The 21,869-nt window shown below is 66.8% G+C and carries 24 protein-coding genes; 11 read left to right on the top strand and 13 right to left on the bottom strand.

Annotated features, from left to right (window positions below; all coding sequences use genetic code 11):
• Positions 1–43: 43 nt before the first annotated feature.
• Both ACYQ4T_RS06175 and ACYQ4T_RS06180 read right to left on the bottom strand, forming a co-directional pair.
• The gene (locus ACYQ4T_RS06175) at positions 44–949 is read right to left on the bottom strand and encodes a calcium-binding protein (RefSeq protein ID WP_459851486.1); all 906 of its coding nucleotides are present in this window, start codon (positions 947–949) and stop codon (positions 44–46) included.
• A 149-nt stretch (positions 950–1,098) separates the two neighbouring features.
• The gene (locus ACYQ4T_RS06180) at positions 1,099–1,944 is read right to left on the bottom strand and encodes an N-acyl homoserine lactonase family protein (protein ID WP_459851488.1); all 846 of its coding nucleotides are present in this window, start codon (positions 1,942–1,944) and stop codon (positions 1,099–1,101) included.
• Positions 1,945–2,080: 136 nt separating this feature from the next.
• Between ACYQ4T_RS06180 and ACYQ4T_RS06185 the strand changes: the two genes are divergently transcribed.
• Both ACYQ4T_RS06185 and ACYQ4T_RS06190 read left to right on the top strand, forming a co-directional pair.
• Complete coding sequence (locus ACYQ4T_RS06185; protein WP_459851490.1) at positions 2,081–2,980, top strand: AraC family transcriptional regulator; 900 nt, start codon at positions 2,081–2,083, stop codon at positions 2,978–2,980.
• A gap of 68 nt (positions 2,981–3,048) precedes the next feature.
• Positions 3,049–3,606, top strand: a complete 558-nt coding sequence (locus ACYQ4T_RS06190; protein WP_459851492.1) for a PAS domain-containing protein — start codon at positions 3,049–3,051, stop codon at positions 3,604–3,606.
• Positions 3,607–3,613: 7 nt separating this feature from the next.
• Here the strand turns inward: ACYQ4T_RS06190 and ACYQ4T_RS06195 are convergent, their stop codons facing one another.
• The 4 genes from ACYQ4T_RS06195 to ACYQ4T_RS06210 all read right to left on the bottom strand — a co-directional run bounded on the left by ACYQ4T_RS06195 (position 3,614) and on the right by ACYQ4T_RS06210 (position 6,621).
• Entirely contained in the window at positions 3,614–4,015 is a 402-nt protein-coding gene (locus tag ACYQ4T_RS06195; protein ID WP_459851494.1) for a GFA family protein, read from the bottom strand.
• A gap of 34 nt (positions 4,016–4,049) precedes the next feature.
• Positions 4,050–4,520 carry a nuclear transport factor 2 family protein gene (locus ACYQ4T_RS06200; RefSeq protein ID WP_459851497.1) on the bottom strand — a complete coding sequence of 157 codons (471 nt, stop codon included), beginning with the start codon at positions 4,518–4,520 and terminating at the stop codon, positions 4,050–4,052.
• Positions 4,521–4,606: 86 nt separating this feature from the next.
• The gene (locus ACYQ4T_RS06205) at positions 4,607–5,965 is read right to left on the bottom strand and encodes a sensor histidine kinase (protein WP_459851499.1); all 1,359 of its coding nucleotides are present in this window, start codon (positions 5,963–5,965) and stop codon (positions 4,607–4,609) included.
• The gene (locus tag ACYQ4T_RS06210; RefSeq protein ID WP_459851502.1) at positions 5,962–6,621 is read right to left on the bottom strand and encodes a response regulator transcription factor; all 660 of its coding nucleotides are present in this window, start codon (positions 6,619–6,621) and stop codon (positions 5,962–5,964) included. The genes ACYQ4T_RS06205 and ACYQ4T_RS06210 overlap by 4 nt, the downstream gene beginning before the upstream one ends.
• A 142-nt stretch (positions 6,622–6,763) precedes the next feature.
• On the opposite strand from ACYQ4T_RS06210, the gene ACYQ4T_RS06215 reads away from it, so the two are divergent.
• From ACYQ4T_RS06215 to ACYQ4T_RS06225, 3 genes are read left to right on the top strand one after another with little or no spacing between them, the layout of a single operon-like run.
• The gene (locus ACYQ4T_RS06215) at positions 6,764–7,024 is read left to right on the top strand and encodes a PepSY domain-containing protein (protein ID WP_459851504.1); all 261 of its coding nucleotides are present in this window, start codon (positions 6,764–6,766) and stop codon (positions 7,022–7,024) included.
• Positions 7,025–7,035: 11 nt separating this feature from the next.
• Positions 7,036–7,575 carry a cytochrome b/b6 domain-containing protein gene (locus tag ACYQ4T_RS06220; protein WP_459851506.1) on the top strand — a complete coding sequence of 180 codons (540 nt, stop codon included), beginning with the start codon at positions 7,036–7,038 and terminating at the stop codon, positions 7,573–7,575.
• A 40-nt stretch (positions 7,576–7,615) separates the two neighbouring features.
• Complete coding sequence (locus ACYQ4T_RS06225; RefSeq protein ID WP_459851509.1) at positions 7,616–8,041, top strand: DUF3293 domain-containing protein; 426 nt, start codon at positions 7,616–7,618, stop codon at positions 8,039–8,041.
• Position 8,042: 1 nt separating this feature from the next.
• Here the strand turns inward: ACYQ4T_RS06225 and ACYQ4T_RS06230 are convergent, their stop codons facing one another.
• A complete protein-coding gene (locus ACYQ4T_RS06230) occupies positions 8,043–8,489 on the bottom strand; it encodes a globin family protein (protein ID WP_459851511.1) in 447 nt (148 codons plus the stop codon).
• A 245-nt stretch (positions 8,490–8,734) separates the two neighbouring features.
• Between ACYQ4T_RS06230 and ACYQ4T_RS06235 the strand changes: the two genes are divergently transcribed.
• Together ACYQ4T_RS06235 and ACYQ4T_RS06240 are read left to right on the top strand one after the other, a co-directional pair.
• Positions 8,735–9,589 carry a protein-methionine-sulfoxide reductase heme-binding subunit MsrQ gene (locus ACYQ4T_RS06235; protein ID WP_459851514.1) on the top strand — a complete coding sequence of 285 codons (855 nt, stop codon included), beginning with the start codon at positions 8,735–8,737 and terminating at the stop codon, positions 9,587–9,589.
• A 68-nt stretch (positions 9,590–9,657) separates the two neighbouring features.
• Complete coding sequence (locus ACYQ4T_RS06240; protein WP_459851517.1) at positions 9,658–11,928, top strand: SUMF1/EgtB/PvdO family nonheme iron enzyme; 2,271 nt, start codon at positions 9,658–9,660, stop codon at positions 11,926–11,928.
• A gap of 3 nt (positions 11,929–11,931) precedes the next feature.
• Here the strand turns inward: ACYQ4T_RS06240 and ACYQ4T_RS06245 are convergent, their stop codons facing one another.
• Complete coding sequence (locus ACYQ4T_RS06245; RefSeq protein WP_459851519.1) at positions 11,932–12,870, bottom strand: DMT family transporter; 939 nt, start codon at positions 12,868–12,870, stop codon at positions 11,932–11,934.
• A 275-nt stretch (positions 12,871–13,145) separates the two neighbouring features.
• Here ACYQ4T_RS06245 and ACYQ4T_RS06250 point away from each other — a divergent pair, with 275 nt between their 5' ends.
• Positions 13,146–13,367 (top strand): hypothetical protein, encoded by a 222-nt coding sequence (locus tag ACYQ4T_RS06250; RefSeq protein WP_395020718.1) that lies wholly within the window; start codon positions 13,146–13,148, stop codon positions 13,365–13,367.
• Between the two features lie 54 nt (positions 13,368–13,421).
• Here ACYQ4T_RS06250 and ACYQ4T_RS06255 read toward each other — a convergent pair whose 3' ends face one another.
• A complete protein-coding gene (locus ACYQ4T_RS06255; RefSeq protein ID WP_459851522.1) occupies positions 13,422–14,444 on the bottom strand; it encodes a histone deacetylase family protein in 1,023 nt (340 codons plus the stop codon).
• A 33-nt stretch (positions 14,445–14,477) separates the two neighbouring features.
• On the opposite strand from ACYQ4T_RS06255, the gene ACYQ4T_RS06260 reads away from it, so the two are divergent.
• Together ACYQ4T_RS06260 and ACYQ4T_RS06265 are read left to right on the top strand one after the other, a co-directional pair.
• A complete protein-coding gene (locus tag ACYQ4T_RS06260; RefSeq protein WP_459851525.1) occupies positions 14,478–15,638 on the top strand; it encodes a hypothetical protein in 1,161 nt (386 codons plus the stop codon).
• A 242-nt stretch (positions 15,639–15,880) separates the two neighbouring features.
• Positions 15,881–17,200 carry an Nramp family divalent metal transporter gene (locus tag ACYQ4T_RS06265; protein WP_459851528.1) on the top strand — a complete coding sequence of 440 codons (1,320 nt, stop codon included), beginning with the start codon at positions 15,881–15,883 and terminating at the stop codon, positions 17,198–17,200.
• 7 nt (positions 17,201–17,207) lie between these two features.
• Here the strand turns inward: ACYQ4T_RS06265 and ACYQ4T_RS06270 are convergent, their stop codons facing one another.
• From ACYQ4T_RS06270 to ACYQ4T_RS06285, 4 genes are all read right to left on the bottom strand, one after another.
• Positions 17,208–18,719 (bottom strand): endonuclease/exonuclease/phosphatase family protein, encoded by a 1,512-nt coding sequence (locus tag ACYQ4T_RS06270; RefSeq protein ID WP_459851531.1) that lies wholly within the window; start codon positions 18,717–18,719, stop codon positions 17,208–17,210.
• 92 nt (positions 18,720–18,811) lie between these two features.
• Positions 18,812–19,378 (bottom strand): DinB family protein, encoded by a 567-nt coding sequence (locus ACYQ4T_RS06275; protein ID WP_459851534.1) that lies wholly within the window; start codon positions 19,376–19,378, stop codon positions 18,812–18,814.
• Entirely contained in the window at positions 19,375–20,646 is a 1,272-nt protein-coding gene (locus ACYQ4T_RS06280) for a class I SAM-dependent methyltransferase (RefSeq protein ID WP_459851536.1), read from the bottom strand. Before ACYQ4T_RS06280 ends, ACYQ4T_RS06275 begins: the two co-directional genes overlap by 4 nt.
• A 44-nt stretch (positions 20,647–20,690) precedes the next feature.
• Positions 20,691–21,230, bottom strand: a complete 540-nt coding sequence (locus ACYQ4T_RS06285) for a DUF4189 domain-containing protein (protein ID WP_459851539.1) — start codon at positions 21,228–21,230, stop codon at positions 20,691–20,693.
• A gap of 76 nt (positions 21,231–21,306) precedes the next feature.
• On the opposite strand from ACYQ4T_RS06285, the gene ACYQ4T_RS06290 reads away from it, so the two are divergent.
• The gene (locus tag ACYQ4T_RS06290; RefSeq protein ID WP_459851541.1) at positions 21,307–21,849 is read left to right on the top strand and encodes a hypothetical protein; all 543 of its coding nucleotides are present in this window, start codon (positions 21,307–21,309) and stop codon (positions 21,847–21,849) included.
• The last annotated feature ends 20 nt before the right edge of the window (positions 21,850–21,869 follow it).

The raw sequence follows: 21,869 nt of genomic DNA on the forward strand, positions 1-21,869 counted from the left end.
GATCCAGCGCGAGGCTGCTGCCTCGCGCTGGATACAGGTTGTGCTAAGCCGGCGGTGCCGGATCGTATTGCACAAGGTTGATCCCGCTCACCCCGGCATTGTAGCCCTGCAGCACGAAGAGCGCGGCGCCCCCGTCATAGACCGTGGTCGCGCCGGTCCCCGCATCGAAGGTCCAGCTGGTGCCTTCGACGGTGTCGCCTTGCGCGGCGGAATAGTCCACGACCGTGTGCTGCTGGGTATCGTCGATGCTGACGAAGGCGTCTGCGCCCTCGTTGCCGTACATGATGTCCGACCCGCCGGGGCCGCCGATCAGCGTGTCGTCGCCCGCGCCGCCGAACAGGATGTCGGCGTCGTCGCCGCCGAACAGCCAGTCGTTGCCGCCCATGCCTGAGAGGACGTCTTCGCCCTCGCCGCCGTAGAGGAAGTCGTTGCCGTTGAGGGCGGGCGGCTGGTCGCCGTCGCCGAACAGCGCATCGTCGCCGTTGCCGCCCTCGATATAGTCGTTTCCGGAATCGCCGTAGATTTCATCGGCGTCGCCGCCGCCGTCGATGGTGTCGTGGCCGTCGCCGCCGGTGATCAGATCCTCGCCGCCGAGGCCGTTGATGATGTCGCCGACATCGGTGCCCTCGAGATCGTCATCGCCCTCGGTGCCCTCGATCGGGAAGACGCCGGGCGCCAGGAAGACCGGATCGGGCAGCGGGAAGATGGTGTCGCCGTCGTGATGCCCGGTGTCGGGATGCGTGGTCTTGAAGTCCCCGACATCCGCACTCGGAGCGGCGAGATCGTGGCTCTCGGGCTTGGGCGCCGGCGGCAGGCCGTGGGTCGCCGGCCGGTAGACCGTGTTCGTCACATCGAACAACGGACCCGAGGATGCTGCGGCAATGCCGAGCTGGTCGGGCACAAGCCTCGGATCGAGAACGCTGTTGGTCGTGCTACGCGTGGTGGTCATGGCAGGTCTCCTCTCTAAAGACAGGGCCCGCCCCCACGTGAGATGGGTCGGATGTCAGGAGCCTGATGGTTCAGGGCACACGCGGCGCTTGTGACGACCGTCATGACCTGCCTCCCCCGGTGTAGGGGGAGGCAGGATTGGTCACTGCATCACTCCGCCGCCTGCGGGAATGCCGGCAGCTTCTTCACGTCATTGGCATCATGCTGCACCACCAAGGTCGCCTTCAGCGACTTGGCCATCTGCTGCAGCCTCGCCATCGAAGCCAGCGAATCCGCGCGGTCGGTGTTGAAGCCCGGCACGCCGCTGTTCTTGAACTGCTCCTCGAAATGCACCACGTCGCCCGAGAGCAGCACCGCGCCCTGCTTCGCCAGCCGCACCAGCAGCGCATGACTGCCCGGCGTATGTCCCGGCATCGACAGCATCACCACCGAGCCGTCGCCATAGACATCCTTGTCGCCGCTGACCGGCTCCGACGGCGCTCCGTCTTTGAGCCAATGCGCCAGCAGCGATGGATCTGCGCCGAACGGCGCCGGCTCGGCCTTCAAAGCCTCGAAGTCGGCCTTGCCTATCAAAAGCTTCGCCTGAGGAAACTCGGCGGCCTGTCCCACATGGTCGAAGTGATAATGGCTGATGCCGACCAGCGCGATCTGCTTCGGCTCGAGCTTCAGCGCCGCCAACTGCTCGGCCAAGGTCTGCGTCAGGGTTGGCGAGAGCGGCGCCTTGTCGTCCAGCGGCGCGCCTTTGAGCCCGGCCGGCAGCCCGGTATCCCAGATCATGTAGTCGGCGCCGTGCTGGATCAGGTAGCAGCTGTCGGTCAGCTTCCGCTTCTGGCCGACATAGCTGAAGGTGTCGGAGAAGAGATCCAGGTTGTTGACTTGGACGGTCCCGCAGTCCAGGCGCCAGAGCTTCACGGCGGCGGCATTCTCGGCCGCCGAGGCCGCGGTCGCCGCGGCGGTCAATGCAGAGAAGAAGGCAGCAAGAGCGATCGGTTTCATCTTTTCCTCGCAGGTCATGAAGTGCCCCGATCCTGCGGCGGCAGGGCGCGTGCCTCGCGCCGGAAACGCTCCCTCTTGTGCCGGAAACGCTCATTTCTCATTTGCCGCCCGGCCCGGGCGCCGCTACGACTGAAGCATGGAAGACAAAGCCGAGACGGCGCGCCTGCGCCGGCAACTGCTCGATCGCCTGCGTCCCCTGGCCACCGCGCCGGGCCGCCCGCGTAAGGATCCGGGCATGCACAACTTCACCCGCAAGGAGGCCGGCCGCCAGGTCTTCACCTATTGCTGCTTCACGGCCGAGCGGCTGGTCCAGGTGCAGATTGTCCGCCCGCTGATCGGCATCGTGCTTTCGGGCCAGAAGGAATTCTGGCTCGGCGACCAGAGCCAGCGCTTCGTCGCCGGCGATGTCTTCGTCAGCCCCGGCGGTGCGACGCTGGATGTCGTGAACATCCCCGATTCCCGCAACGGCCTCTATGAATCGCTGCTGGTCGAGGTGGCGAGCCTGCCGCCCAGCATCGCCCAGCTGCCCGATCTGCCGCCGGTGCCGCGGAAGGGCTTCGAGATCGGCGTGACCTTGACCGCGGATCTGGTCGATGCACTGGCCCATGCCGCGACCACGCTCGCGACCTCCGACCATGCGGCGATCCTGGGCGAGCATCGCCTCGCCGAAGTGCTGATGCTGCTGCGCGCCGATCCCGCGGCGCGGCCGCTCTTCGCCGTGCCGCTCGCCGACCGCATCCGCTGGCTGGTAGCGTCGAACCCGACCCATCGCTGGACCGCCAATGAACTGGCCAAGCGCCTGGCGATCGGCGCCTCCACCTTGCGGCGCCGCCTGACCGAAGACGGCACGCCGCTGCGCAGCGTCCTCGCGGCGGCCCGCATGGGAATCGCCCAGGACCTCTTGATCCGCGGCGATACCAGCGTCACCGCCGCCGCCGAGGCCGCCGGCTACAGCTCGCGCTCGCATTTCACCCGCCGATTCCGCAAAGCCTACGGCAGCACCCCCGGCGAGCACCGCCTGCGTCGCGCCGGCTAGCGGGTCACGGCTTGTCCTGATCGTCGATCAGCGCTGCGCGGCGTCACATCCCGCCGACATAGCCCCGCATGCCCAGCAACCTGTCGGCGCGCAGAGGGGTATTGCTCGCCGTGGCGGGCTGGGCCACCCTGCATATTATGTTGGTCGCGATCCCGGATCTCCAATCGCTGAACGGCTACAGCGCCAACCTGCAGCGGATCTACGCCTATTGGCTGTCAAAGCGCGGCGATCGCGCGATGCCACGCCGCGCCGATCTCGATCCTGCCGAGATGCCGCCGCTGCTGCTGCCCGGCATCACACTGGTCGATGTCGTTGCGGACCCGCGCCGCTATGTCTATCGCCTGGTCGGCACCAAGGAGGCGGAAGTGCGCGGCTACGACCCGACGGGAAAATCCGTCGGCGAAGCCTTCTTCGGAGAGAATGCCGAGGACGCGACGGAATGCTACGACCGCGTGGTCGAAACCCGCGCGCCGGTCCTGGACCCGGTCCCGTTTCTCGAGCGCCGGCGCGGCTATCGGGGAGCGGAAAGCATGTTTCTGCCGCTGTCGAACGATGGCATCGCGGTCAACATGATCCTGGTCTTCTTCGACCCGGAGGCCGTCGTCCGCTTCACCGGCTCGAAGTGACACGACCTCAGTCGCTCTTCTCCAGCGGCTCGGCGCGGATCTCCACCCAGGGATAGCGCCGGCTCTCGTGATAGAAGGAGAGAAACGGCGCCGGGAATTCGAGATCGGCGAAGGCGCCGACCGGGATCGCGACCAGTTCCGGCTGCGCGTCGATCCTGTAATGCACCGTGGTGCCGCATTCCGGACAGAAGAAGTAGCTGACGCGGTTTCCCGCGTCGCTGATCCGCGTGTACTCTTTTGCCACTCCTTCGAAGGAGACGCGATCCTCCGGGAAGCGCGCATTGTTGCTGAAGGCGCTGCCGCTGCGCCGCTTGCAGTCCAGGCAATGGCAGACCGAAACCCGCACCGGCTCGCCCTCGCAGATCGCGGCGAGCTTTCCGCAGGAACATTCGGCGCGACGTGTGGTCATGAGGGCACTCCTCCAAGCAGGTCGGCGAAGGAACCTACAATCCCAGCGCGGTCAGCCCCGGAAAGTCCTTTGGCCGCGGGCCCTGCGGCCAGGTGAACTTGCGCTCGCTCGGCTTGATCGGCAGGTCGTTGATGCTGGCCTGGCGCCGCCGCATCAACCCGTTCTCGTCGAACTCCCAGTTCTCGTTGCCGTAGGCCCGGAACCAGTTGCCGCTGTCGTCGCGGTATTCGTACTGGAAGCGGACGGCGATGCGGTTGTCGTGGAAGGCCCAGAGCTCCTTGATCAGGCGATAGTCGAGCTCGCGGGCCCATTTGCGGGTCAGGAACTCGACGATCTTGGCGCGGCCGGAGAAGAACTCCGCGCGGTTGCGCCACTGGCTGTCCTCGGTATAGGCCAGCGACACCTTGACCGGATCCTGGCTGTTCCAGGCGTCTTCGGCCATCCGCGCCTTCTGCGCGGCGGTCTCGGCGGTGAAGGGCGGAAGCGGGGGACGCTGGTCGGCCATGACGGACTCCGGGCTGCTGTCGCGATGGGAGGTTTCGCATACGCCCGTGGCGGCGGTGCGTCAAATCAGCGGAATTGATTGCGTCATCACGGCAGGCGAATGATCGCCTCGAACCCATCCGCACGCCCCGTTGCCGGCGAGCGCAGCTCCAGGCGGCCGCCGGCCTGGTCGAGGATCTTCTCGGCGATGGCGAGGCCGAGACCCGACCCCTCCGCCGCCGTGTTGCCGCGCACGAAGCGCTGGGTCAACCGGCGCAGTACGTCCGGCGCCACCACCGGCCCGCCGTTCGCGATGTGGATGCCGCGATCGCCGCCGATCGAAACCGCCACCGGCCGGGCACGGTCGCCGTGCAGCAGCGCGTTCTCCAGCAGGTTGCGGAACACGATGGCGAAGGCGTCGATGTCGATCCGCGCCGCCAGCCGGTCGGCCGGGCCAGAATCGAAGTCGATGCGCCCGGCATATCCAGGAATGCGTGCGAACTCGTCGATCACCAGGCCCATGATCGGCAGCAGGTCGGCGGTCTCGCTGGTGACGGCGACGCCGCTGTCGGCGCGCGAGAGCTGAAGCAGCTTCGCGACCCGGCTGGCGAGGCGGCGCAGCGCATCCTCGATGGCGTGGATGCGCGCCTGCTGCGGACTGCCGGCGAGTTCCGCGCCGAGGCGCTGCACCTGTGCCAGCGCCGCTGCCACCGGCGTGCGCATCTCGTGCGCGCTGTTGGCGGCGAAGGCGCGCTCGGCCTCCAGGGTGGAGCCCAGCCGCTCGATCAGGCGGTTGACGTCGCGCACGATCGGCGTGAGCTCATTCGGCAGGCCGGCTTCGGGCAGCGGCTCGAGATTGGATCCGCCGCGGCTTGCGATCTCCTCGCGCAGTGCGCGCAGCGGGCGGATGCCGCGGGCGACCGTGCGCCAGATGATCAGGCCGGCAAGCGGCGGCAGCAGCAACAGGGGCACGATCAGCGAGATCAGGCCGCGCAGCATGGCGCGATAGCGGTGTGCCTGCTTCTCTGCGACCTGGATCACCAGCTTGCCGTCCGGCGAAGGCTCGGTGTAGACGCGCTGTCCCGCGACGTCGGTGAAGCCATGGAGCAGCGGGACCGCGAACGGGTCATGCGGCGCATCATGCGAGCGCAGCAGGACGCGCCCGTTGCGGTCGCGGAACTGGTAGACCAGGTATTCGTCATGGCCCGGCAGCGGAATCGTGTCCTCCGCCTCGAAGCCGTCATCCTCGGCCCGATCGGCCAGGTCGTCGATGTCGTCCACTGCCAGGGCCAGCAGGCGCTGCGCGGTTTCCTGCAGCGCGCTGTCGAAGATCTCGTTGGTCTCGTGCACCGCCGCCCAGCTCGCCAGCGCCGCGGCGACCAGCCAGAGCAGGCCGAGGCTGACGGTGAGCGAGACAATGAGCCGCCGTGACAGGCTCCACGGGCGGACTGCCGTCCCCGGCTTCATGTCTCGCCCAGCCGATAGCCGACGCCGCGCACAGTCTCGATGAACGACTTGCCGAGCTTCTTGCGGAGCCTGCTGACATGCACCTCGATCGCATTGCTCTCGATCTCCGCGCCGAACGGATAGAGCGCTTCCTCGATCTGCTCCTTGGTGACGATGCGGTTGCGCCGGCTGAGCAACTGGTCCAGCACCGCCCATTCCCGCCCGGTGATGTCGACCCGGCGGCCATCGCGCCGCAACTCGCGGCCGCTCTGGTCGATCTCGATCTCGCCGAGGCGGATGATCGGCGCCGGATTGCCGCTCGCCCGGCGCGCCACCGCGGCAACCCGCGCCGTCAGTTCGTCGAGATCGAACGGCTTCACCAGATAGTCGTCGGCGCCGGCGTTCAGGCCCTCGATGCGGTCGCGGATCTGGTCTCGCGCGGTAAGGATGATCACCGGCCGCCGGTCGCCGGCATTGCGCAGGCTCTTCAGGAGATCGATGCCGAGCCCGTCCGGCAGGTGGAGGTCGAGCAGGATGAGGCCGTAATCGACGCCGCGCAGCGCCGCCCGTGCGTCATCCAGCCGCAGCACGTGATCGACGGCATGCCCCGTGGCCGCGACATGTTCGCGAACGGCTTGGCCCAGGCTCGGTTCGTCTTCGATCAGGAGTATGCGCAAGATCTGGATCCAGTTTCGTCCGGGCAATCTGCCGAAAGCACCTTAAGCCAGGCTGAAGAAGAATTTCATGCCGCTTCAGGTCGCCTTCAGGAGGCGCCCTCATGTTGTCCCGCGTCAACCCCAACTTGAAGAGGTTTCCAGTATGAAGCGTTTCGCCCTTTCCCTTCTGATCGCCTCCGTCGCCGGCATCGGCACCGCCGCCGCTGCCGACATCTGCAGCGTCCCGCAGGCCGAATGGCAGCCGAAGGAAGCTCTGCAGAAGAAGCTGGAATCAGAAGGCTGGACGATCAAGGCGATCAAGATCGACGAAGGCTGCTACGAGGTCTACGGCAAGGATGCCGCGGGCCAGCGGATGGAGACCTACTTCGATCCGAAGTCCTTCGCCGTGATGAAGCAGGACTGAGGACAAGGGATATGGCGGCGACGGTGAAGATCTGGGATCCCTTCGTCCGGGTATTCCACTGGAGCCTGGTGGCGAGTTTTGCCGTCGCCTGGCTCACTGCGGAGGACGTGCGGGTGCTGCATGAATGGGCCGGCTACGCTGCCGGCGCGCTCATCGGGCTCCGGCTGGTCTGGGGCATCATGGGCACGCGCTACGCCCGGTTCCGGCAGTTCATCCGCTCCCCCGGTGCCGTCGCCGCCTATCTCCGCGATATCGCCACCGGCCGGGAGGCGCGCTATCTCGGCCATAATCCGGCCGGCGGCCTGATGATCCTCGCCTTGCTGGCGACGATGGCCGCGGTGGCCACCACCGGCTGGATGCAGACCACCGATACCTGGTTCGGCGTCGATTGGGTTGAAGAACTGCACGAGGCCCTGGCCAGTGTGATGCTCGGCCTGGTCGGGCTGCACGTGCTGGGCGTCGTGGTGGCGAGTCTCCGCCATCGCGAGAACCTGGTACGCGCCATGTTCACCGGCCGCAAGCGCGTGCCGGGCGGTGCCGACATATCCTGATCGAACGTGTTAGCATGGCGGTCTTCATTCGGAGACCGCCGTGCTCGATCAAGCCTTGATCGCCGCCTACCGCGCCACCGACTACGTTCTCTTCGTGGCCGCGGGGCGGGAAGTCACCCTCAACATCGGGGTGCCGAACGCCGCCTTCGATCGCGAGCTCGAGAGGCGCGGCGTGGCCACGGCGGCGGTGGTGACCGCCTACAATCCCCGCAGCATCATCCTGTCGGAGGGCGAGAATCGCGCCCGCCATGCCGAGCTCACCGCCTTGCTGGAGCAACGCGGCCATGCCTATGCGCTCGGCGAGGGCAGGGACCCGACCGGCCGCTGGACAGCCGAGCTGGAATGCGTCGTCTTCGGCATTCCGCTGGGGACGGGACTGGAGATCGCGCGCCGCTTCGAGCAGAACGCGATCGTCTTCGTGCGAAAGGGTGGGGTGCCGGAGCTCGCCTATCCGGAAGGCGCCTGATCTACTCGGCGGCCTGCCGCGCCGGACGGCGCTCCGGCTCCGGGCTCTCGGCGCCTTCGATCATGGCCTGGGCGACCCGGCCATAGGCGTTCTTCCAGGCTTCCGCCAGCTCATTGGTCCAGCCGGTGCCGAGCCCGATCTCCAGAGTCCAGAGCAAGGCCGCGCCGACCACGTCGTAATGCCGGTCGCGTACGCCGTAGGTCTTGTGGCGGCGGCCCAGCTGCCGGACCGAAGGCAGCAGGCTGTCCATCTTGTCGAGATTGGTCACGACCAGGGCGATTGCCACCATCAGCTTCTGCTTCTGCTCGGTCAGGTCCGACCGGAACATCAGGCGCAGTGAAGGATCGAGCTCGAACAGCCGGCAATAGAACAGCTCGGCCGCCTGGTCCTTGAAGGGCATGATCTTCGCAAAGCTCAGCTTCACGATCTCAATCTGGCGCGGGGTCATTTCGGTCTTCCGTTAGGTGCCTGCCTTAGGCGCAGTGGCCCGGATCAAGGTTCGACCCTAGCGGAGCGATCCGGCCCCTGCTGTGACCCCAATCACAAGGCCGGGTGCCGTCGCGCCCAGCTGTGGGGGCCGTCACCGCCCGGTCATGCCCGGAAGGCATCGAATCCGGTCACGCCAGGGTGATTGGCTCGGCCCCTGGAGGCGCTTATCTTCAGGGCCGGATTCACCTTCTAGGATCGCGACTCATGCGGGCGCCCTGGCGCGAGCGCAACGGCAGTTTCTCCTGGTTCCGGGCCGCCATCCTGCTGGCGGTCTGCCTGCCGGGCATCGTGACCGCGATCCAATATTCCGCCGGCTTCTTTCCGGTGCGGCCGATCACCGAGATCATCCATGCGACGGGCTTGTGGACCATCCGCTTGCTGATGATCAGCCTCGCGGTGACGCCGTTCCGGCAGTCCTTCCGCTGGGCGCGCCTCGTCACCGTGCGGCGCATGATCGGCGTCGCCGCCTTCGCCTATGCCGTGCTGCACGTCGCCTTCTATGCCGCCGACAACATGTTCGACCTCTATAAGGTGGTCGGCGAGATCGCGCTGCGCATCTATCTCACGATCGGCTTCGCCGCCTTGCTGATCCTAGGCGCCCTGGCACTCACTTCGACGGACGGCATGGTGAAGCGGCTGGGCGGCAAGGCCTGGGCGCGGCTGCACCGCTGGATCTATGCCGCGGGTGTGCTCGCCTGCATCCACTACTTCATGCAGTCGAAGCAGAATGTCAGCGAGCCGCTGGTGGTCGCCGGCCTGTTCCTCTGGTTGATGGCCTATCGCCTGGTCTATTGGCTGAGCTCCGCCGAGCGCGCCGGCGCGCTCTCGACCCTCGCCGGACTCGGGGTCTTCGCGACGCTGGCGACCGCGCTCGGCGAGGCGGCCTATTATCATTTCCGGTCCAACGCGCCGTTCCTGCGCGTGCTCGAACCCAATTTCACCTTCCACGCCGGCATCCGTCCGGCCTGGGTCGTGCTCGGCATCGTCACCACCATCGTCATCGTTGCCGCCTGGCGGCAGTGGCAACGGACACGCCAGGGGGCTTTGGCCTCGGCCTGAGCTTGCCAAGCGCCGTCCCGAGGCTCAGACTTAACCGGATATGCAACGCCGGTCGGGAGTGGGCGTCTTTGCATGCGTGGGTTCTATCCAGGCTGATCGGGTTCGCGCTGCTCTGCGGCGTTTGCTGTATTGCGCCGGCGGCGGCGCAATCGACCGAGCCCCGGGTCGCGCTGGTGATCGGCAATTCGAGCTATGGCGGGGAGATCGGCGACCTCGCCAATCCCGCCAACGATGCCAGGCTGATGGCGGATACGCTGCGCAAGCTCGGCTTCGAGGTGATCGAGCGGATCGACGCCGACCAGAAGCAGATGCAGCGCGCGGTGATCGACTTCGGCAAGAGCCTGTCGCAGGCGGGCTCCGAGGCGACCGGGCTCTTCTATTACGCCGGCCATGGACTGCAGGTCGATGGCGAGAACTACCTCATTCCGGTCAATGCCGCGATCAACGACGAGCGCGACGTCGAGGTCGAGGCGGTCGCCAGCAATCTGGTGCTGAAGCAGATGGATTTCGCCGGCAACGCGGTCAACATCGTGATCCTGGATGCCTGCCGCAACAACCCGCTGTCGCGCAGCTTCCGCTCGCAGGTGAGCGGCCTCGCCGAGCCGCGGCGCAAGCCGCGCGGCAGCTTCATCGCCTATTCGACGGCGCCGGGCGACGTGGCGGCCGACGGCGCCAGCCGGAACAGCCCCTACACGCGCGCACTGGTCGACGCCATGCAGAAACCCGGCGCCGCGTTGGAAGAGATCTTCCGCGACGTGCGCAGCAGCGTGATGGCGGCGACGAAGCAGAAGCAGGTGCCCTGGGACTCTTCCTCGCTGACCGCGCCATTCTATTTCATCCCGCCGACCGAGACCGCCGCCGCGGCCGAAGCGCCGCCACCCGCACCCGCGCCGGGCGGCGACACCAAGGCGGTGGAACTGGCCTATTGGAATGCCATCGCCAACAGCAGCAACCCGGCGATGTTCCAGAACTATCTGAAGAAATACCCGAACGGCGAGTTCGCCGACCTGGCCGCCGCCAAGCTGGAGGAGCTGAAGCAGCCCGCCGCCGAGAAGTCGCGCACGCCCGAAGCGCCCGCCGATGCCGGCGCGGAGATAGCCGAGCTCGACGCGACCTATGTGGCGGTGCAGGGCGCCAACATCCGCGCGGCGCCGAGCACCGATGCGAAGATCGTGGCGCGCTTGAAAGCCGACGATCCGGTGCTGGTGACGGGGCAGGTCAAGGGCAAGGACTGGTACCGCGTCGAGTCCGAAGCCGGCTCGGGCTTCGTCACCATGAGCTTGCTGGCTCAGGCGGATGCAAACGAGGTCGCCGAATGGCGCGATCTCAAGGCCTCGCCCGAGGTCGATGCGGCGAAGGCCTTCCTCGCCAGGCATCCGGACGGCTATTTCAAGCCGAAAGCAGAGGCCCTGCTGGCCTCCCTGCAGCAACCGGCACCGGCACCGTCTCCGGCACCGATGCCTGCTCCCGCGGCGCCGGCCGCTGCTGCGAGTTCGGCGAAACCGGGCCAGGTGATCCGTGACTGCGCCGACTGCCCGGAGATGGTCGTGGTGCCATCGGGAACCTTCGTGATGGGTGCGGCGAATGGCGAGACCGGAACCTACACGAACGAGAGCCCGCAGCGGCAGGTTGCCATCAGGGCCTTCGCCGTCGCCAAGTATGAGGTCACGATCGGCGATTACGCGGCATTTCTGCAGCAGTCGGGCTACGACAACGGCGCTGGTTGCTACATCGACACGATCAACGTGGCGCCCGGCGTCAACTTCAGGAATCCCGGCTTTTCCGGCTACGCGCCGGGCTCGCGCGACGCCGCGGTCTGCATCGATTGGAATGCGGCCCAGGCCTATGCCGCCTGGCTTTCGAAGAAGACCGGCAAGCGCTATCGCCTGCTCACCGAGGCGGAGTTCGAATATGCGACGCGGGCCGGCTCCACCGGCTTCTTTCCCTGGGGCATCGACGCGAACCAGGCCTGCGCCTTCGCCAACATCGCCGACGTGACCGCGATGGGCGCGCCCTGGTGGCAAGCCGGCTATACCGGGGTCAACTGCAGCGACGGCGCGAGCTATACGACCTCGGTCGGCCGCTACCAGCCCAATGCCTTCGGCCTCTACGACATGATCGGCAATGTCGCGGAATGGGTGGCCGACTGCTACTTCGACGGCTATGCCTCGGCGCCGACGGATGGCAGCGCGGTCGATGTCGCCGGCTGCCAGCAGCGCGCCTTGCGCGGCGGGAGCTGGGGCAGCAATCCCTATCTCTCGCGCTCGGCGGCGCGGGTCTATGCGGGGCCTTCGGCGCGCGTCACCGTCTACGGCTTTCGGGTCGCGCGCGATCTCTGACCGCTATTCGGCGGGCGCCTCGGCGGCGCGTGCAGTCCGCGCCCGGCGCCATTCCTCGATCACGATGAAGGCGCCGCTCACCATGATGAGCACGGCGCCGGCGAAGACGTTGAGCCCGGGCATGTCGGCCCAGATCCAGTAGCCGAGCACGAAGGACCAGACCAGCGCTGTGAACTCCAGCGGCGAGACCACCGAGGCGGGGGCGCGGCGGATGCCTTCGATCAGCAGGTACTGTGCCAGCGCGCCGAGCACGCCGATGCCGATCATGAAGGTGAGGTCCATGAGGCCCGGCGTCACCCATTTGAACGGCATGACCGCGCCGGTCATCAGCACGAAGGAGAAGCCGGAGGTCAGCATCTGGACCAGGGTCGGCTCCTTGGTCGCGATCTGCCGGATCAGGATCATCGATCCCGCCCAGAGCACGGCGGCCAGCAGCGCGAGGCCGATGGCGCCGGCATGGCTGAGATCGCCCGGGCGGCAGGCGATCAGCACCCCGCCGAACCCGATCAGGATGCTGATCCAGCGCATGCGGGTGACCGTCTCGCGCAGGAGCGGCACGGCCAGCACCGCGACCAGCAGCGGCGAGGCGAAGTAGATCGTCATCAGCTCGGCGAGCTGCAGTTTTCCCGCCGCGGTGTAGAAGCAGAGCCAGGCCAGCAGCAGGCCGATGGCACGGGCGAGCAGGGCGTTGCGGATCGGCGAGCGCAGGGTCTGGATGACCACGCGCTTGCGCCCGACGGCGAGGCAGATCACCAGGATGACGACACTGCGGATGAACAGCACCTGCCAGGGCGAGTAGTCTGCCATCACCACCCATTTGATCGCCGCGTCATGCAGCGCGAAGATCGCGAAGGCGGCCACGGCACAGGCGATTCCGGTCAGCACGGCGCCGCTGGGGGCGGCGGATCGGCCGCGACTCTCGGGGCTGGCGCCTTCGGACATGGGACTCGGACTGCATATAGAGGTGAGGTTCGGGCACCTTATGCCGCAGGCCGCCCGGCCGACAAACGCCGCTGCCGCAACCGGGCTGCGACCCCGGTGCATGGGCGAAAACCGCGTTTTTCCAATCGGTTATCTACAGGCGCTCCAGCGTTCGGAGGCGGCGGAGAGGCAGGAAATTACCTAAAATTCTATTAAACTCGCAGACGAAAGAACTTGCGGGTTGCGGTCGGAATGCTCAGATTCTGGGCAGGACCGCAGAGGTCAGGAGATTGGTGATGAATATCTCGGGAGTGACCGGGGTCGCGGCGGCCTTTGAAGGCGCCCGGATTGCCGGACAGCAGCAAGCCTCGGCTTCGTCGTCGGCCGCGCAGACCCAGCGCGAGAACGACCGTCAGGCCGAAGAGGTCGATCTGAAGAAGACCGAAACGGTGAACCAGGGCCAGGGCTCCTCGAGCTCCAGCGATGCCGGTGAGCGCCGCCTGAACATCGTCGTCTGATCGGGACGGCAAGAGAGAGTTTGAAAGCGCGCCCTTTCGGGCGCGCTTTTGTTTTCAGCCCTGCTGAAACCCGGTGAGGAAAGCGGCGAGATTGCCGCCGAGCTGCGGCGTCAGATAGCCGCCCTCCTGCGTGATCACCGTCGGCAGCTTCAGCCCCGCGATCATCCGCGCCATCTGCGTGAAGCCTTCCGTCGTCACCGCGCCGCCGGCCAGCGGATCGGCCTCATGGGCGTCGAGGCCGAGCGCCAGCACCAGCGCCCCCGGTGCGAAATCCGCGATCCGCTGCAAGGCCGCGCCCAGTGCCTGCTGCCAGACATCGTCCTTGCTCTTCACCGGCACCGGCAGGTTGAGGTTGAAGCCCTCGCCGTCGCCCTGGCCCCGCTGGTCGCCATAGCCGTAGAAGAACGGATAATAGTTGGCGGGATCGCCGTGGATCGAGACGGTCAGCACGTCGGGACGCTGGTAGAAGATCTCCTGTGTGCCGTTGCCGTGATGCACGTCGATGTCGAGGATCGCGACCCGCGCATGCTTCTGCCGGAGATGCTGCGCGGCGATCGCCGCGTTGTTGAGATAGCAGAAGCCGCCGGCGCGCTCCGGATAGGCGTGGTGTCCCGGCGGCCGACAGAGCGCGTAGGCGGCGCGCGCGCCGTTCAGCACGAGATCGGCGGCGGTCAGCGCCGAGAACGCCGACGTCCGCACCGATTCCCAGGTCTCGGCGGTGATCGCCGAGGAAAAGTCCATGATGTGCCAGCCGGCGCGGCCGAGGATGTTGTCAGGATAGCCCGCGGGGCGCTCCAGCGGCCGTATGCTCGGCATCATCTCCGGATAGGCATCCGGCACCTTCATCCATTGCGCATGGCCGTGCTCAAGGAAGTCGAGGTAGCGCTGCGAATGCACGGCGGCGAGGTGCTGCAGCGGGAATGCCCGCGGTGCGGCGATCTCCAGACCGGCACGGTTGACCCCGTCCAGCAGCCGGGTCACCCGTTCCGGGGTCTCCGGGAACTCGCCGATCCGGCCGTAACGCATGTAGCGGACCGGGGCATGGGCGTTCTGGGCGGCGCCAAAGATGCACTTCATGATCCAACTCACAGTTTCCGATACTGATATCGATTGAACCAGATCGCGGGTTGGGTGGACAACATCGACCTGAAGCTCGGGGAGATCATCGTGTTCAGGACGGAACTGGAAGCCGCGGTTCAGGCGGGCATCATCACGGCGGACCAGGCACAGCGCCTGATCGCCTTCCTGGAGTCGCGCGCGGCGCCGGCCGTCGTGACGCCGGTCACAGCCCCGACCGTCGCGCCGTCCAGGTTCGATTTCGTCCATGTGCTCTGGTATGCCGGCGCGCTGATCGTGATCGGCGCGCTCGGCCTCTTCACCACGGCGGCGTTCGGTGCGATGGGCGGATCCGGTCTCGCCGTGACCGCGCTTATCTACGGCGCCGGCTTCATAGCGCTCGGCCGTTATCTCTGGGGCCGCCCCGGCTTGCGGACGCCCGCCGGCTTGCTGATCACCTGCGCGGTCAACATGGTGCCGATGGCGGTATACGGCATCCAAGCCCAGTTCGACCTCTGGCCGATCCCGATGCAGGATCCCATCGGCTATGACGACTTCTTCTCTTGGTTGAACGCGAGCTGGGTCTATATGGACATCGCGACCATCGCCGCCGGCGCCATCGCGCTCCGCTTCTATCCGTTCCCTTTCATCGCCGCGATCATGGCGGGCGCGCTCTGGTTCCTCTCCATGGACCTGGTGCCGTGGGTTGCCCTCGGGTTGCAGGGCAGCACCGACTTCACCTGGGTCCTGCGCGAGAAAGTCTCGATGTATTTCGGCCTGGCGGTGATCCTGGTCGCCTGGGCGCTCGATTTGAAGCGCTGGCAGGCGGGGGACTTCGCCTTCTGGGTCCACTTGGCCGGTGTGGTCTGCTTCTGGGGCGGCCTGACCTCGCAGAACAGCGACAGCGAGCTCTTGAAGCTGGTCTACTGCCTGATCAACATCGGCATGGTGGTGCTGGCGGTATTCCTCGGCCGGCGCATCTACGCGGTGTTCGGTGCGCTCGGGGTTTCCTTCTATCTCGGCTATCTCGCCTACGAGAAGTTCGACGACGTCTTTCTGTTCTCGTTCGTTCTGTCGGCGATCGGTCTCGCGGTGATCGGCCTCGGCATCTGGTATTTCAAGAAGCAGAAGGCCATCGCCCACTGGCTGACCACCAGCCTGCCGCCCGAGCTGCAGCGCCTGCGCCCGGTGCATGCACGGATGGCGGGGGCGTAAGCTGGTCGGATAGACCCGTCGACCCCTCACCCCGCGGACGAATGTCCGCATGCGGGGACGGGCCCTCTCCCGCAAGGGGAGAGGGGACGCCGCCGCAGCAGCCTTCAGGAAACCTCTCACGCTGTGCAGCGAAGAGAATCTCCCTCTCCCCTTGCGGGAGAGGGCTGGGGTGAGGGGTCGAAGACTTTCGCCGCGTTTGTCTTTATGTTCGACGCAACTCGAACAAGAGACACCATCCTCGCATGTTCTCCCTCCCCAAATTCGCGACCGCGCCCTTCTGTCCTTCGGAGGTGCAAGGCACGGTCGCCGTGCCCGCGGGCCTATCCAGCGGGCAGAAGCTGCTGCGCTATCTCGGGCCGGGGCTGCTGATCTCGGTCGGCTATATGGATCCCGGCAACTGGGCGACCGACATCGCGGCGGGATCGGGTTTCGGCACCGATCTGCTGTTCGTGGTCGGCCTGGCGAGCCTCGCCGGCATCCTGCTGCAGACTCTTTGCGCCCGGCTCGGCCTGGTGGCGGGGAAGGACCTGGCGCGACTCTGCCGCGACCACTACCCGCGCCCCGTTGCCTTCATCCTCTGGATCTTCGCCGAGCTCGCGATCATCGCCTGCGACGTCGCCGAGGTGCTGGGATCGGCGCTGGCGCTGAACCTGCTGTTCGGTCTGCCGCTCTGGCTCGGCGTGGTGCTGACCGGCTTCGACACCTTCATCGTGCTGAGCCTGAAGGGCCGCGGCTTCCGGCAACTGGAAGCGATCGTGCTCGGGCTGGTCGGCACCATCTTCCTCTGCTTTGCGATCGAGATCCTGATGCTGCAACCGGCCTTCGCCGACGTGGCGCGCGGCCTGGTCCCGAAGCTCTCCCTGACCCAGAATCCGGAGGCCTTCTATCTCGCGATCGGCATCATCGGCGCGACCGTGATGCCGCACAATCTCTACCTCCACAGTTCGATCGTGCAGACCCGCGTCACGCAACCGACCGAGGCGGCGAAGCGCGAAGCCATCCGCTTTGCGACCATCGACATCGTGGTGGCATTGCTGCTGGCGATGCTGGTCAACGCCGCGATCCTGGTCGTCGCGGCCACGGCCTTCCATGCCACGGGCCAGACCGAGGTCACCGAGATCGACGAGGCCTATCGCCTGCTGGAGCCGATCACCGGCACTGCCTTGGCCGCAATCCTGTTCGGCCTGGCCCTGCTGGTTTCCGGCCAAAGCTCGACCTTCACCGGCACCGTGGCGGGGCAGGTCATCCTCGAAGGCTTCCTCGACCTGAAGATCCCCTGTTACCAGCGCCGCCTGATCACTCGCGGCCTGGCGCTGGGGCCGGCGCTCATCGGGGTGCTCTGGCTGGGCGAGGGCTCGGTCGGCAAGCTGCTGGTGCTGAGCCAGGTCGTGCTGACGGTGCAGCTTCCCTTCGCGCTCTGGCCTCTGATCCGCTTCACCGGCAACCGCGAACTCATGGGCGTCTTCGCCAGCGGACCGCTGATGAAGACGCTCGCTTGGGCGATCTTCGCGGTGATCGCAGCGGCGAATACCTGGCTGATTTGGGGAATCGTGGCCGCGTAGCCGGCGCCTATTTCACCTCGAATGGAACGGCGGCGAGACGTGAATAGCCGTCATCCAGCTCCAGGCGCAGCTCATAGGCGCCCGGCTCGAGATCGGCGCCGACCAGGTCCTTGGTGATATCGAGCGAGCCCGCGACCGAGCCGTTCACGTAGAAGAAATAGAGATAGTTGTCGTCGGACGCCTCGTCCTTCTTGTAGATCCCGAGCCAGTCGTAGCGGTTGCCCGGCGCATTCGACCAGGTCGCGGTGATCGTCTCGCCGGCCGCGTAGCTCGGCTTGTCCAAGCCGAGGCCGGCGGCGCCGTCGCGGGCGACCAGCCAGAACGGCGCGCGGGCCAGCTCTTTGCCGGCTTGATCGCGCAAGGCGACGACATAGGCGCCCGGCGGCAGGCCGCCGGTGCCGAAATCGACGCTGCTCGCCCGGTCGGTGCCGTTGTTGCTGACGCGGACGACCAGCGGTGCCGCATCGGCCGCGGCTCCGGCCTTCAGGATGGCCAGGGTGCCGCCTTCAAGCCTTCCGTCCGCGGTCTCTGCGTGGAACCGCGCGCTGAGGACCGCGCCGGCGGGGATCGAGCGGCGGTCGATCGAGACCATGGCCGAGGCCGGGCCGGGCTCGACCTCCAGGGTCGAGACCACGGCGCGGTGATCGGAAGGCCAGGGCGAGATGCCGATGTCGGTGTCGGGCATGCGGATATCGCCGAGCACCGCGCTCTGGAGGGTCTTCACCGCGCCCGCGGCCATGATGAAGTCGATGCGATCGAGCTGCTCGTTCGGCTTTAGATACGGATAGGGATAGCCATAGCTCCAGGTGATGCCGGTCCGCGCCGCCGGATCGGGATGCGCGGCGCGATAGGTATCGACGAAGCCGGCATCGAGCAGCGCCTGCTGCGCCGGCCAGGCGATCTTCGCTTTCACTTGCGGCCAGCGCTTGGTCAGTTCCGGGGTCCAGTCCAGCGGCGAGGGCGAGTTGAAATCCCCGGAAAGGATGACGGGCGTCCCACCCTTCACCAGCGCGGCCATCGGCGCGATATAGGACTCGATTGCGCTGAGGCGCGCGCTGCGTTCCGTCTCCAGCACCTCGGCCACCGACTTCCCGTCGCGCAGCTCATTCGGCCCGTAAGGATCGGAGGGCAGGTGCACATTGGCGATCGCGATGAAGCGGCCGGGCTCCAGCTCGGCATAAACGGTGTTGAGATCGTTCCCGTCATAGCCCCTCGTCATTGCCGGCGGCGCGAAGAGCGGCACCCGCGCGATCACATGCCGGGCCGGCACCGCATAGTTCCAGCCGAGCGCCGCCGCGATCCGAGCTGTATTACCGCCGGCCTCCTGGAGACAGACGATGTCGGCATCGGCGGCCTGAATTGCCTCGACCAGCTTCTGGAAATTCACCTGGTCTCCGCCGAGCCAGATGTTGAAGGTCATGACCTTGACGGTGACTGGCGCTGGTTCCGCGGCTCGCACGTTCATCTCCGGCACAAAAAGCAAGGTCAGGGCGAGCAGCCAACCGAAGACACGCGACATCGATTTCCCCTTGAAGGTCTGCAGCCCGAATCGAGTGAGCTGTATCCTAGCTTAGGCGATGTTTGTCGTGCGAGAAGTTTCCGTGAAAGCCGCTAGGCCAATCCGCGCCACACGCCGGCCTCGGTCCAGCCCATTTCCTTGAACTCCGCTGCGCGCAGCGGCGCTTCGTCGGTCATGAAGAATTCGTCGAGCTGCGGTGGCGCCACGGCGGTGCCGGCCAGCATCGCATGGGCCTGGCCGCGGTGGTGGATCTGATGCTCGAAGAGATGCAGCAGCACCTTGTCGGTGCGGTCGGCCTGGATCCGCTGCTGGCGATGGATGCGGGTTTCGGCGGCCAGCGCCGCGTCGGTCAGTCGGTCGCAGAAAGCGACCAGGCGGCGATCGACCGCCGCCTGCGCGGGCAGCAGCGCGGCCATGGTCGGGCAGGGCGTCTCGTTGTCGAAGGCCTTCGGTCCCAGCGTGCCGCCTTCCAGCGCGTCAACGTAGAACCAGTCGACAGTGAGGTTGTGGTTGAGCGTCTGCATGAGGCTCGGGAAGAAGCTCACGCGCTCGGCCTGGAAATCGGCATCGCTGAGCTTGGCGCAGGCGCCGAGCAGGCGATGGTTGGCCCAGGCATTGTTGCAGGCCATGGCACGAAAATAAGTGGCAGCGTTGCTCATCGATCCTCCCGTTCAATCGCCATGCCGGAGGGCAGCAGGACGAAGCCAATCTCGTCCGCAGTGCCGGCGCGGCGGCGCAGCACCGCATTGACGCGCTCGATCCCGCTCGGATCGACCTCGCCGGCGACCGGCCAGATCCGTCCAGCCGATGCCAGGGCGATGATCTGCGACACCACGGAATCAGCGGCATGGCCTTGCGCAGAGAGCGCGATCGGCGCCGCCGGTCCCTGCTCGAGCAAGGCCAGGATCGCCTGGGCGGCCGGATGGCTAAAGGGGATGCTCGCATCCTGCGGCCGCGCCAGCATGAATCTCGTGTTGCAGATACGCGCGCGGGCCGCCGCCGCGTCGAGCGCCGCCACCGCGCGGCCGAACACATCGCGGCGGAAGCGCTTCATCAGCAGGTAGTCGCGCAGCAGCTCGCGAAGGTCCGGATCGGATGCCGCGGCGACCAGTTCGCGCGCCGGCCGCTCCAGGGTGAAGGCGTCCACATTCTCGCGGATCGTCGCCGAGCCGATGGGCGCTAGGCCGATGCCGGCGACCGCTTGCCGCAACTCCGTGACATAGACCGGCTTCCAGGCCGGCGGCAGGAACTGGTGGACGAAATAGCTCGGCGGCAGCCTGCGGCGAAGCTCTTCCCATTCGCGGCCCATGGCGCCCAATCGCAGCACCTCGGCGCCGAGACCTTGCAGCGCCGTGATGACGCGATCGGCGCTGTCGAGGCGCGCGACGCTGTCTCCCGTACCGCCTGCGGTCAGGGTCCGCAGCAGATGCTGCAAGGGCATGTCGCCGGCCCAGCCCGGCAGGCAGTCATAGCTCAAGTAGAGCAGGCCGCCCGGCTTCAGCAACCGATCGACGAAGTGCAGGAGGTCGGCCTGGGCCGCGGCATCGACCCAGGTGTAGACGCCGTGGGCGACGATCATGTCGAAACGCGGCAGGTCGAGCGTCGCCGCGCCGGCGAAGTCGAGCGCATGGAAACGTGCGTTGGGGATCTCGGCCTCGCGGCAGAGCGTCTCGGCAAATTCGATATGCCGCGGCATCAAGTCGATGCCGTGGAATTGCCCTTGCGGATGTGCTGCCGCGAGCAGCGCCGGCGTCACGCCATGTCCGCAGCCGAGCTCGCACCAGGCGAAGCCGTCTTCGCGCGGCGGCGGCTGGAAGCCGCAGATCAGCGCGGTGAAGTCCAGCCAGGCCGGGCCGAGCTCGCGCACGAAGCGGCGCGCATAGGGGACGTCGGTGACATAGCGCGCGGCGGGAGTCGTGGAGTCCATAAGGGAATTATAGATCGCTGCGGGGTTCCGACAAGCGGAGCGGTTTAAGGCCCGGTGCAGCTCCAGGCCTGAATGGCGCATTGCGCACCGCCATCCTCTTGGCAAGCGGCGAGGGCACCGCCTTCTGCCTGTCCTTGGGTGTCGCCGAGGCCGTAACGCACCACGCCGCCGCCGGCCGCGACCGCCGCGCAGGTGTTCCAGAAATCCACGACGACCTGGCAGTCGTTTCCGTTGGCGCTGCAATTCTTCAGCGCTTCGTTCTCCGCTGACGGCGCATCGTTGAAATCATACGACCAGCCGACGGCGCCGCTTTGCGTTCCATAGGCGATGGCCCCGTAGAGCATTTTGTTGCACTCGTTGATGTAGCAGTCGTTGAGCAGCCGACCGCATTCGCCCGACGCGTTCATTTCCGAATCGCAATAGGTCGAGGCCTGACAGGCGGAGACGCAATCGGCCTGCGCTGCCCCGGCGGCCGCGAGCAGACCGAGGCCGGCGAGTAGGCCAAGTCTGGCGAGAAGGCCAAGTCTGGCGAGAAGGCCAAGTCTCGCGAGAACGATCGGGATGGAGACGCGAAAGCCCGGCATCGAACCCTCCAACAGCTCGCCCCGATCATAGCGGCCGCTTGGGCTTTGCACTATCCTGCCCGCGGGAGGTAGATCCATGCTGGGATGTGCAGTGGCCGCGGCCGTCGATCACGAGTTCTTCCGCTGGTTCCACCTGGTGCGATATGAGGCGCCGCGCGAACTGGCCGATGGTGCGACCTGGCACGGCTTCCGGCCGGACGGCGCAAAGTTCCGGGCACTGGTGACGGTCAATCTGGAGACTGACCGCGCCGGCTGTATCGCCGATGCGAAACTCTGTCTCGATCGTGCCTTCATCGAGCATGCTAAAGACGGCCCCTTCGCCCGCGACATCACCGCCAGCTTCCTGCGCTGGATCCTGCCGGAGGCAGCGCAGCGGGAGGCCGGCGGCTTCCTGCAAGAGCTCGGCGACCTCGGGCCGAACGTGATCCGCCTCAAAGGCGCAGCGGCCCCGGTTGCGGCAGCCGAACCGAGTGCGCTGCACCGCGTCTATCTGGGCCGGGACAAGGATGCGGCGCTGGATCTGGGTGAGATCGCGCTCCGGCTCACCAATCTGCAGGCCCGCGACGGCCCGCGCGACCCGCAGCACGACTGGATCTGGATTCGGGTGGTGCGCCGGTGAGCGCGGCATAAGGTTACTGC

Source organism: Dongia sp. agr-C8 (assembly GCF_054658695.1).

Bases quoted from the DNA above. Each gene is read 5' to 3' on its own strand.
- ACYQ4T_RS06175 (WP_459851486.1), bottom strand. From the start codon at position 949: ATGACCACCACGCGTAGCACGACCAACAGCGTTCTCGATCCGAGGCTT.
- ACYQ4T_RS06180 (WP_459851488.1), bottom strand. From the start codon at position 1,944: ATGAAACCGATCGCTCTTGCTGCCTTCTTCTCTGCATTGACCGCCGCG.
- ACYQ4T_RS06185 (WP_459851490.1), top strand. From the start codon at position 2,081: ATGGAAGACAAAGCCGAGACGGCGCGCCTGCGCCGGCAACTGCTCGAT.
- ACYQ4T_RS06190 (WP_459851492.1), top strand. From the start codon at position 3,049: ATGCCCAGCAACCTGTCGGCGCGCAGAGGGGTATTGCTCGCCGTGGCG.
- ACYQ4T_RS06195 (WP_459851494.1), bottom strand. From the start codon at position 4,015: ATGACCACACGTCGCGCCGAATGTTCCTGCGGAAAGCTCGCCGCGATC.
- ACYQ4T_RS06200 (WP_459851497.1), bottom strand. From the start codon at position 4,520: ATGGCCGACCAGCGTCCCCCGCTTCCGCCCTTCACCGCCGAGACCGCC.
- ACYQ4T_RS06205 (WP_459851499.1), bottom strand. From the start codon at position 5,965: ATGAAGCCGGGGACGGCAGTCCGCCCGTGGAGCCTGTCACGGCGGCTC.
- ACYQ4T_RS06215 (WP_459851504.1), top strand. From the start codon at position 6,764: ATGAAGCGTTTCGCCCTTTCCCTTCTGATCGCCTCCGTCGCCGGCATC.
- ACYQ4T_RS06220 (WP_459851506.1), top strand. From the start codon at position 7,036: ATGGCGGCGACGGTGAAGATCTGGGATCCCTTCGTCCGGGTATTCCAC.
- ACYQ4T_RS06230 (WP_459851511.1), bottom strand. From the start codon at position 8,489: ATGACCCCGCGCCAGATTGAGATCGTGAAGCTGAGCTTTGCGAAGATC.
- ACYQ4T_RS06235 (WP_459851514.1), top strand. From the start codon at position 8,735: ATGCGGGCGCCCTGGCGCGAGCGCAACGGCAGTTTCTCCTGGTTCCGG.
- ACYQ4T_RS06245 (WP_459851519.1), bottom strand. From the start codon at position 12,870: ATGTCCGAAGGCGCCAGCCCCGAGAGTCGCGGCCGATCCGCCGCCCCC.
- ACYQ4T_RS06250 (WP_395020718.1), top strand. From the start codon at position 13,146: ATGAATATCTCGGGAGTGACCGGGGTCGCGGCGGCCTTTGAAGGCGCC.
- ACYQ4T_RS06255 (WP_459851522.1), bottom strand. From the start codon at position 14,444: ATGAAGTGCATCTTTGGCGCCGCCCAGAACGCCCATGCCCCGGTCCGC.
- ACYQ4T_RS06265 (WP_459851528.1), top strand. From the start codon at position 15,881: ATGTTCTCCCTCCCCAAATTCGCGACCGCGCCCTTCTGTCCTTCGGAG.
- ACYQ4T_RS06270 (WP_459851531.1), bottom strand. From the start codon at position 18,719: ATGTCGCGTGTCTTCGGTTGGCTGCTCGCCCTGACCTTGCTTTTTGTG.
- ACYQ4T_RS06275 (WP_459851534.1), bottom strand. From the start codon at position 19,378: ATGAGCAACGCTGCCACTTATTTTCGTGCCATGGCCTGCAACAATGCC.
- ACYQ4T_RS06280 (WP_459851536.1), bottom strand. From the start codon at position 20,646: ATGGACTCCACGACTCCCGCCGCGCGCTATGTCACCGACGTCCCCTAT.
- ACYQ4T_RS06285 (WP_459851539.1), bottom strand. From the start codon at position 21,230: ATGCCGGGCTTTCGCGTCTCCATCCCGATCGTTCTCGCGAGACTTGGC.
- ACYQ4T_RS06290 (WP_459851541.1), top strand. From the start codon at position 21,307: ATGCTGGGATGTGCAGTGGCCGCGGCCGTCGATCACGAGTTCTTCCGC.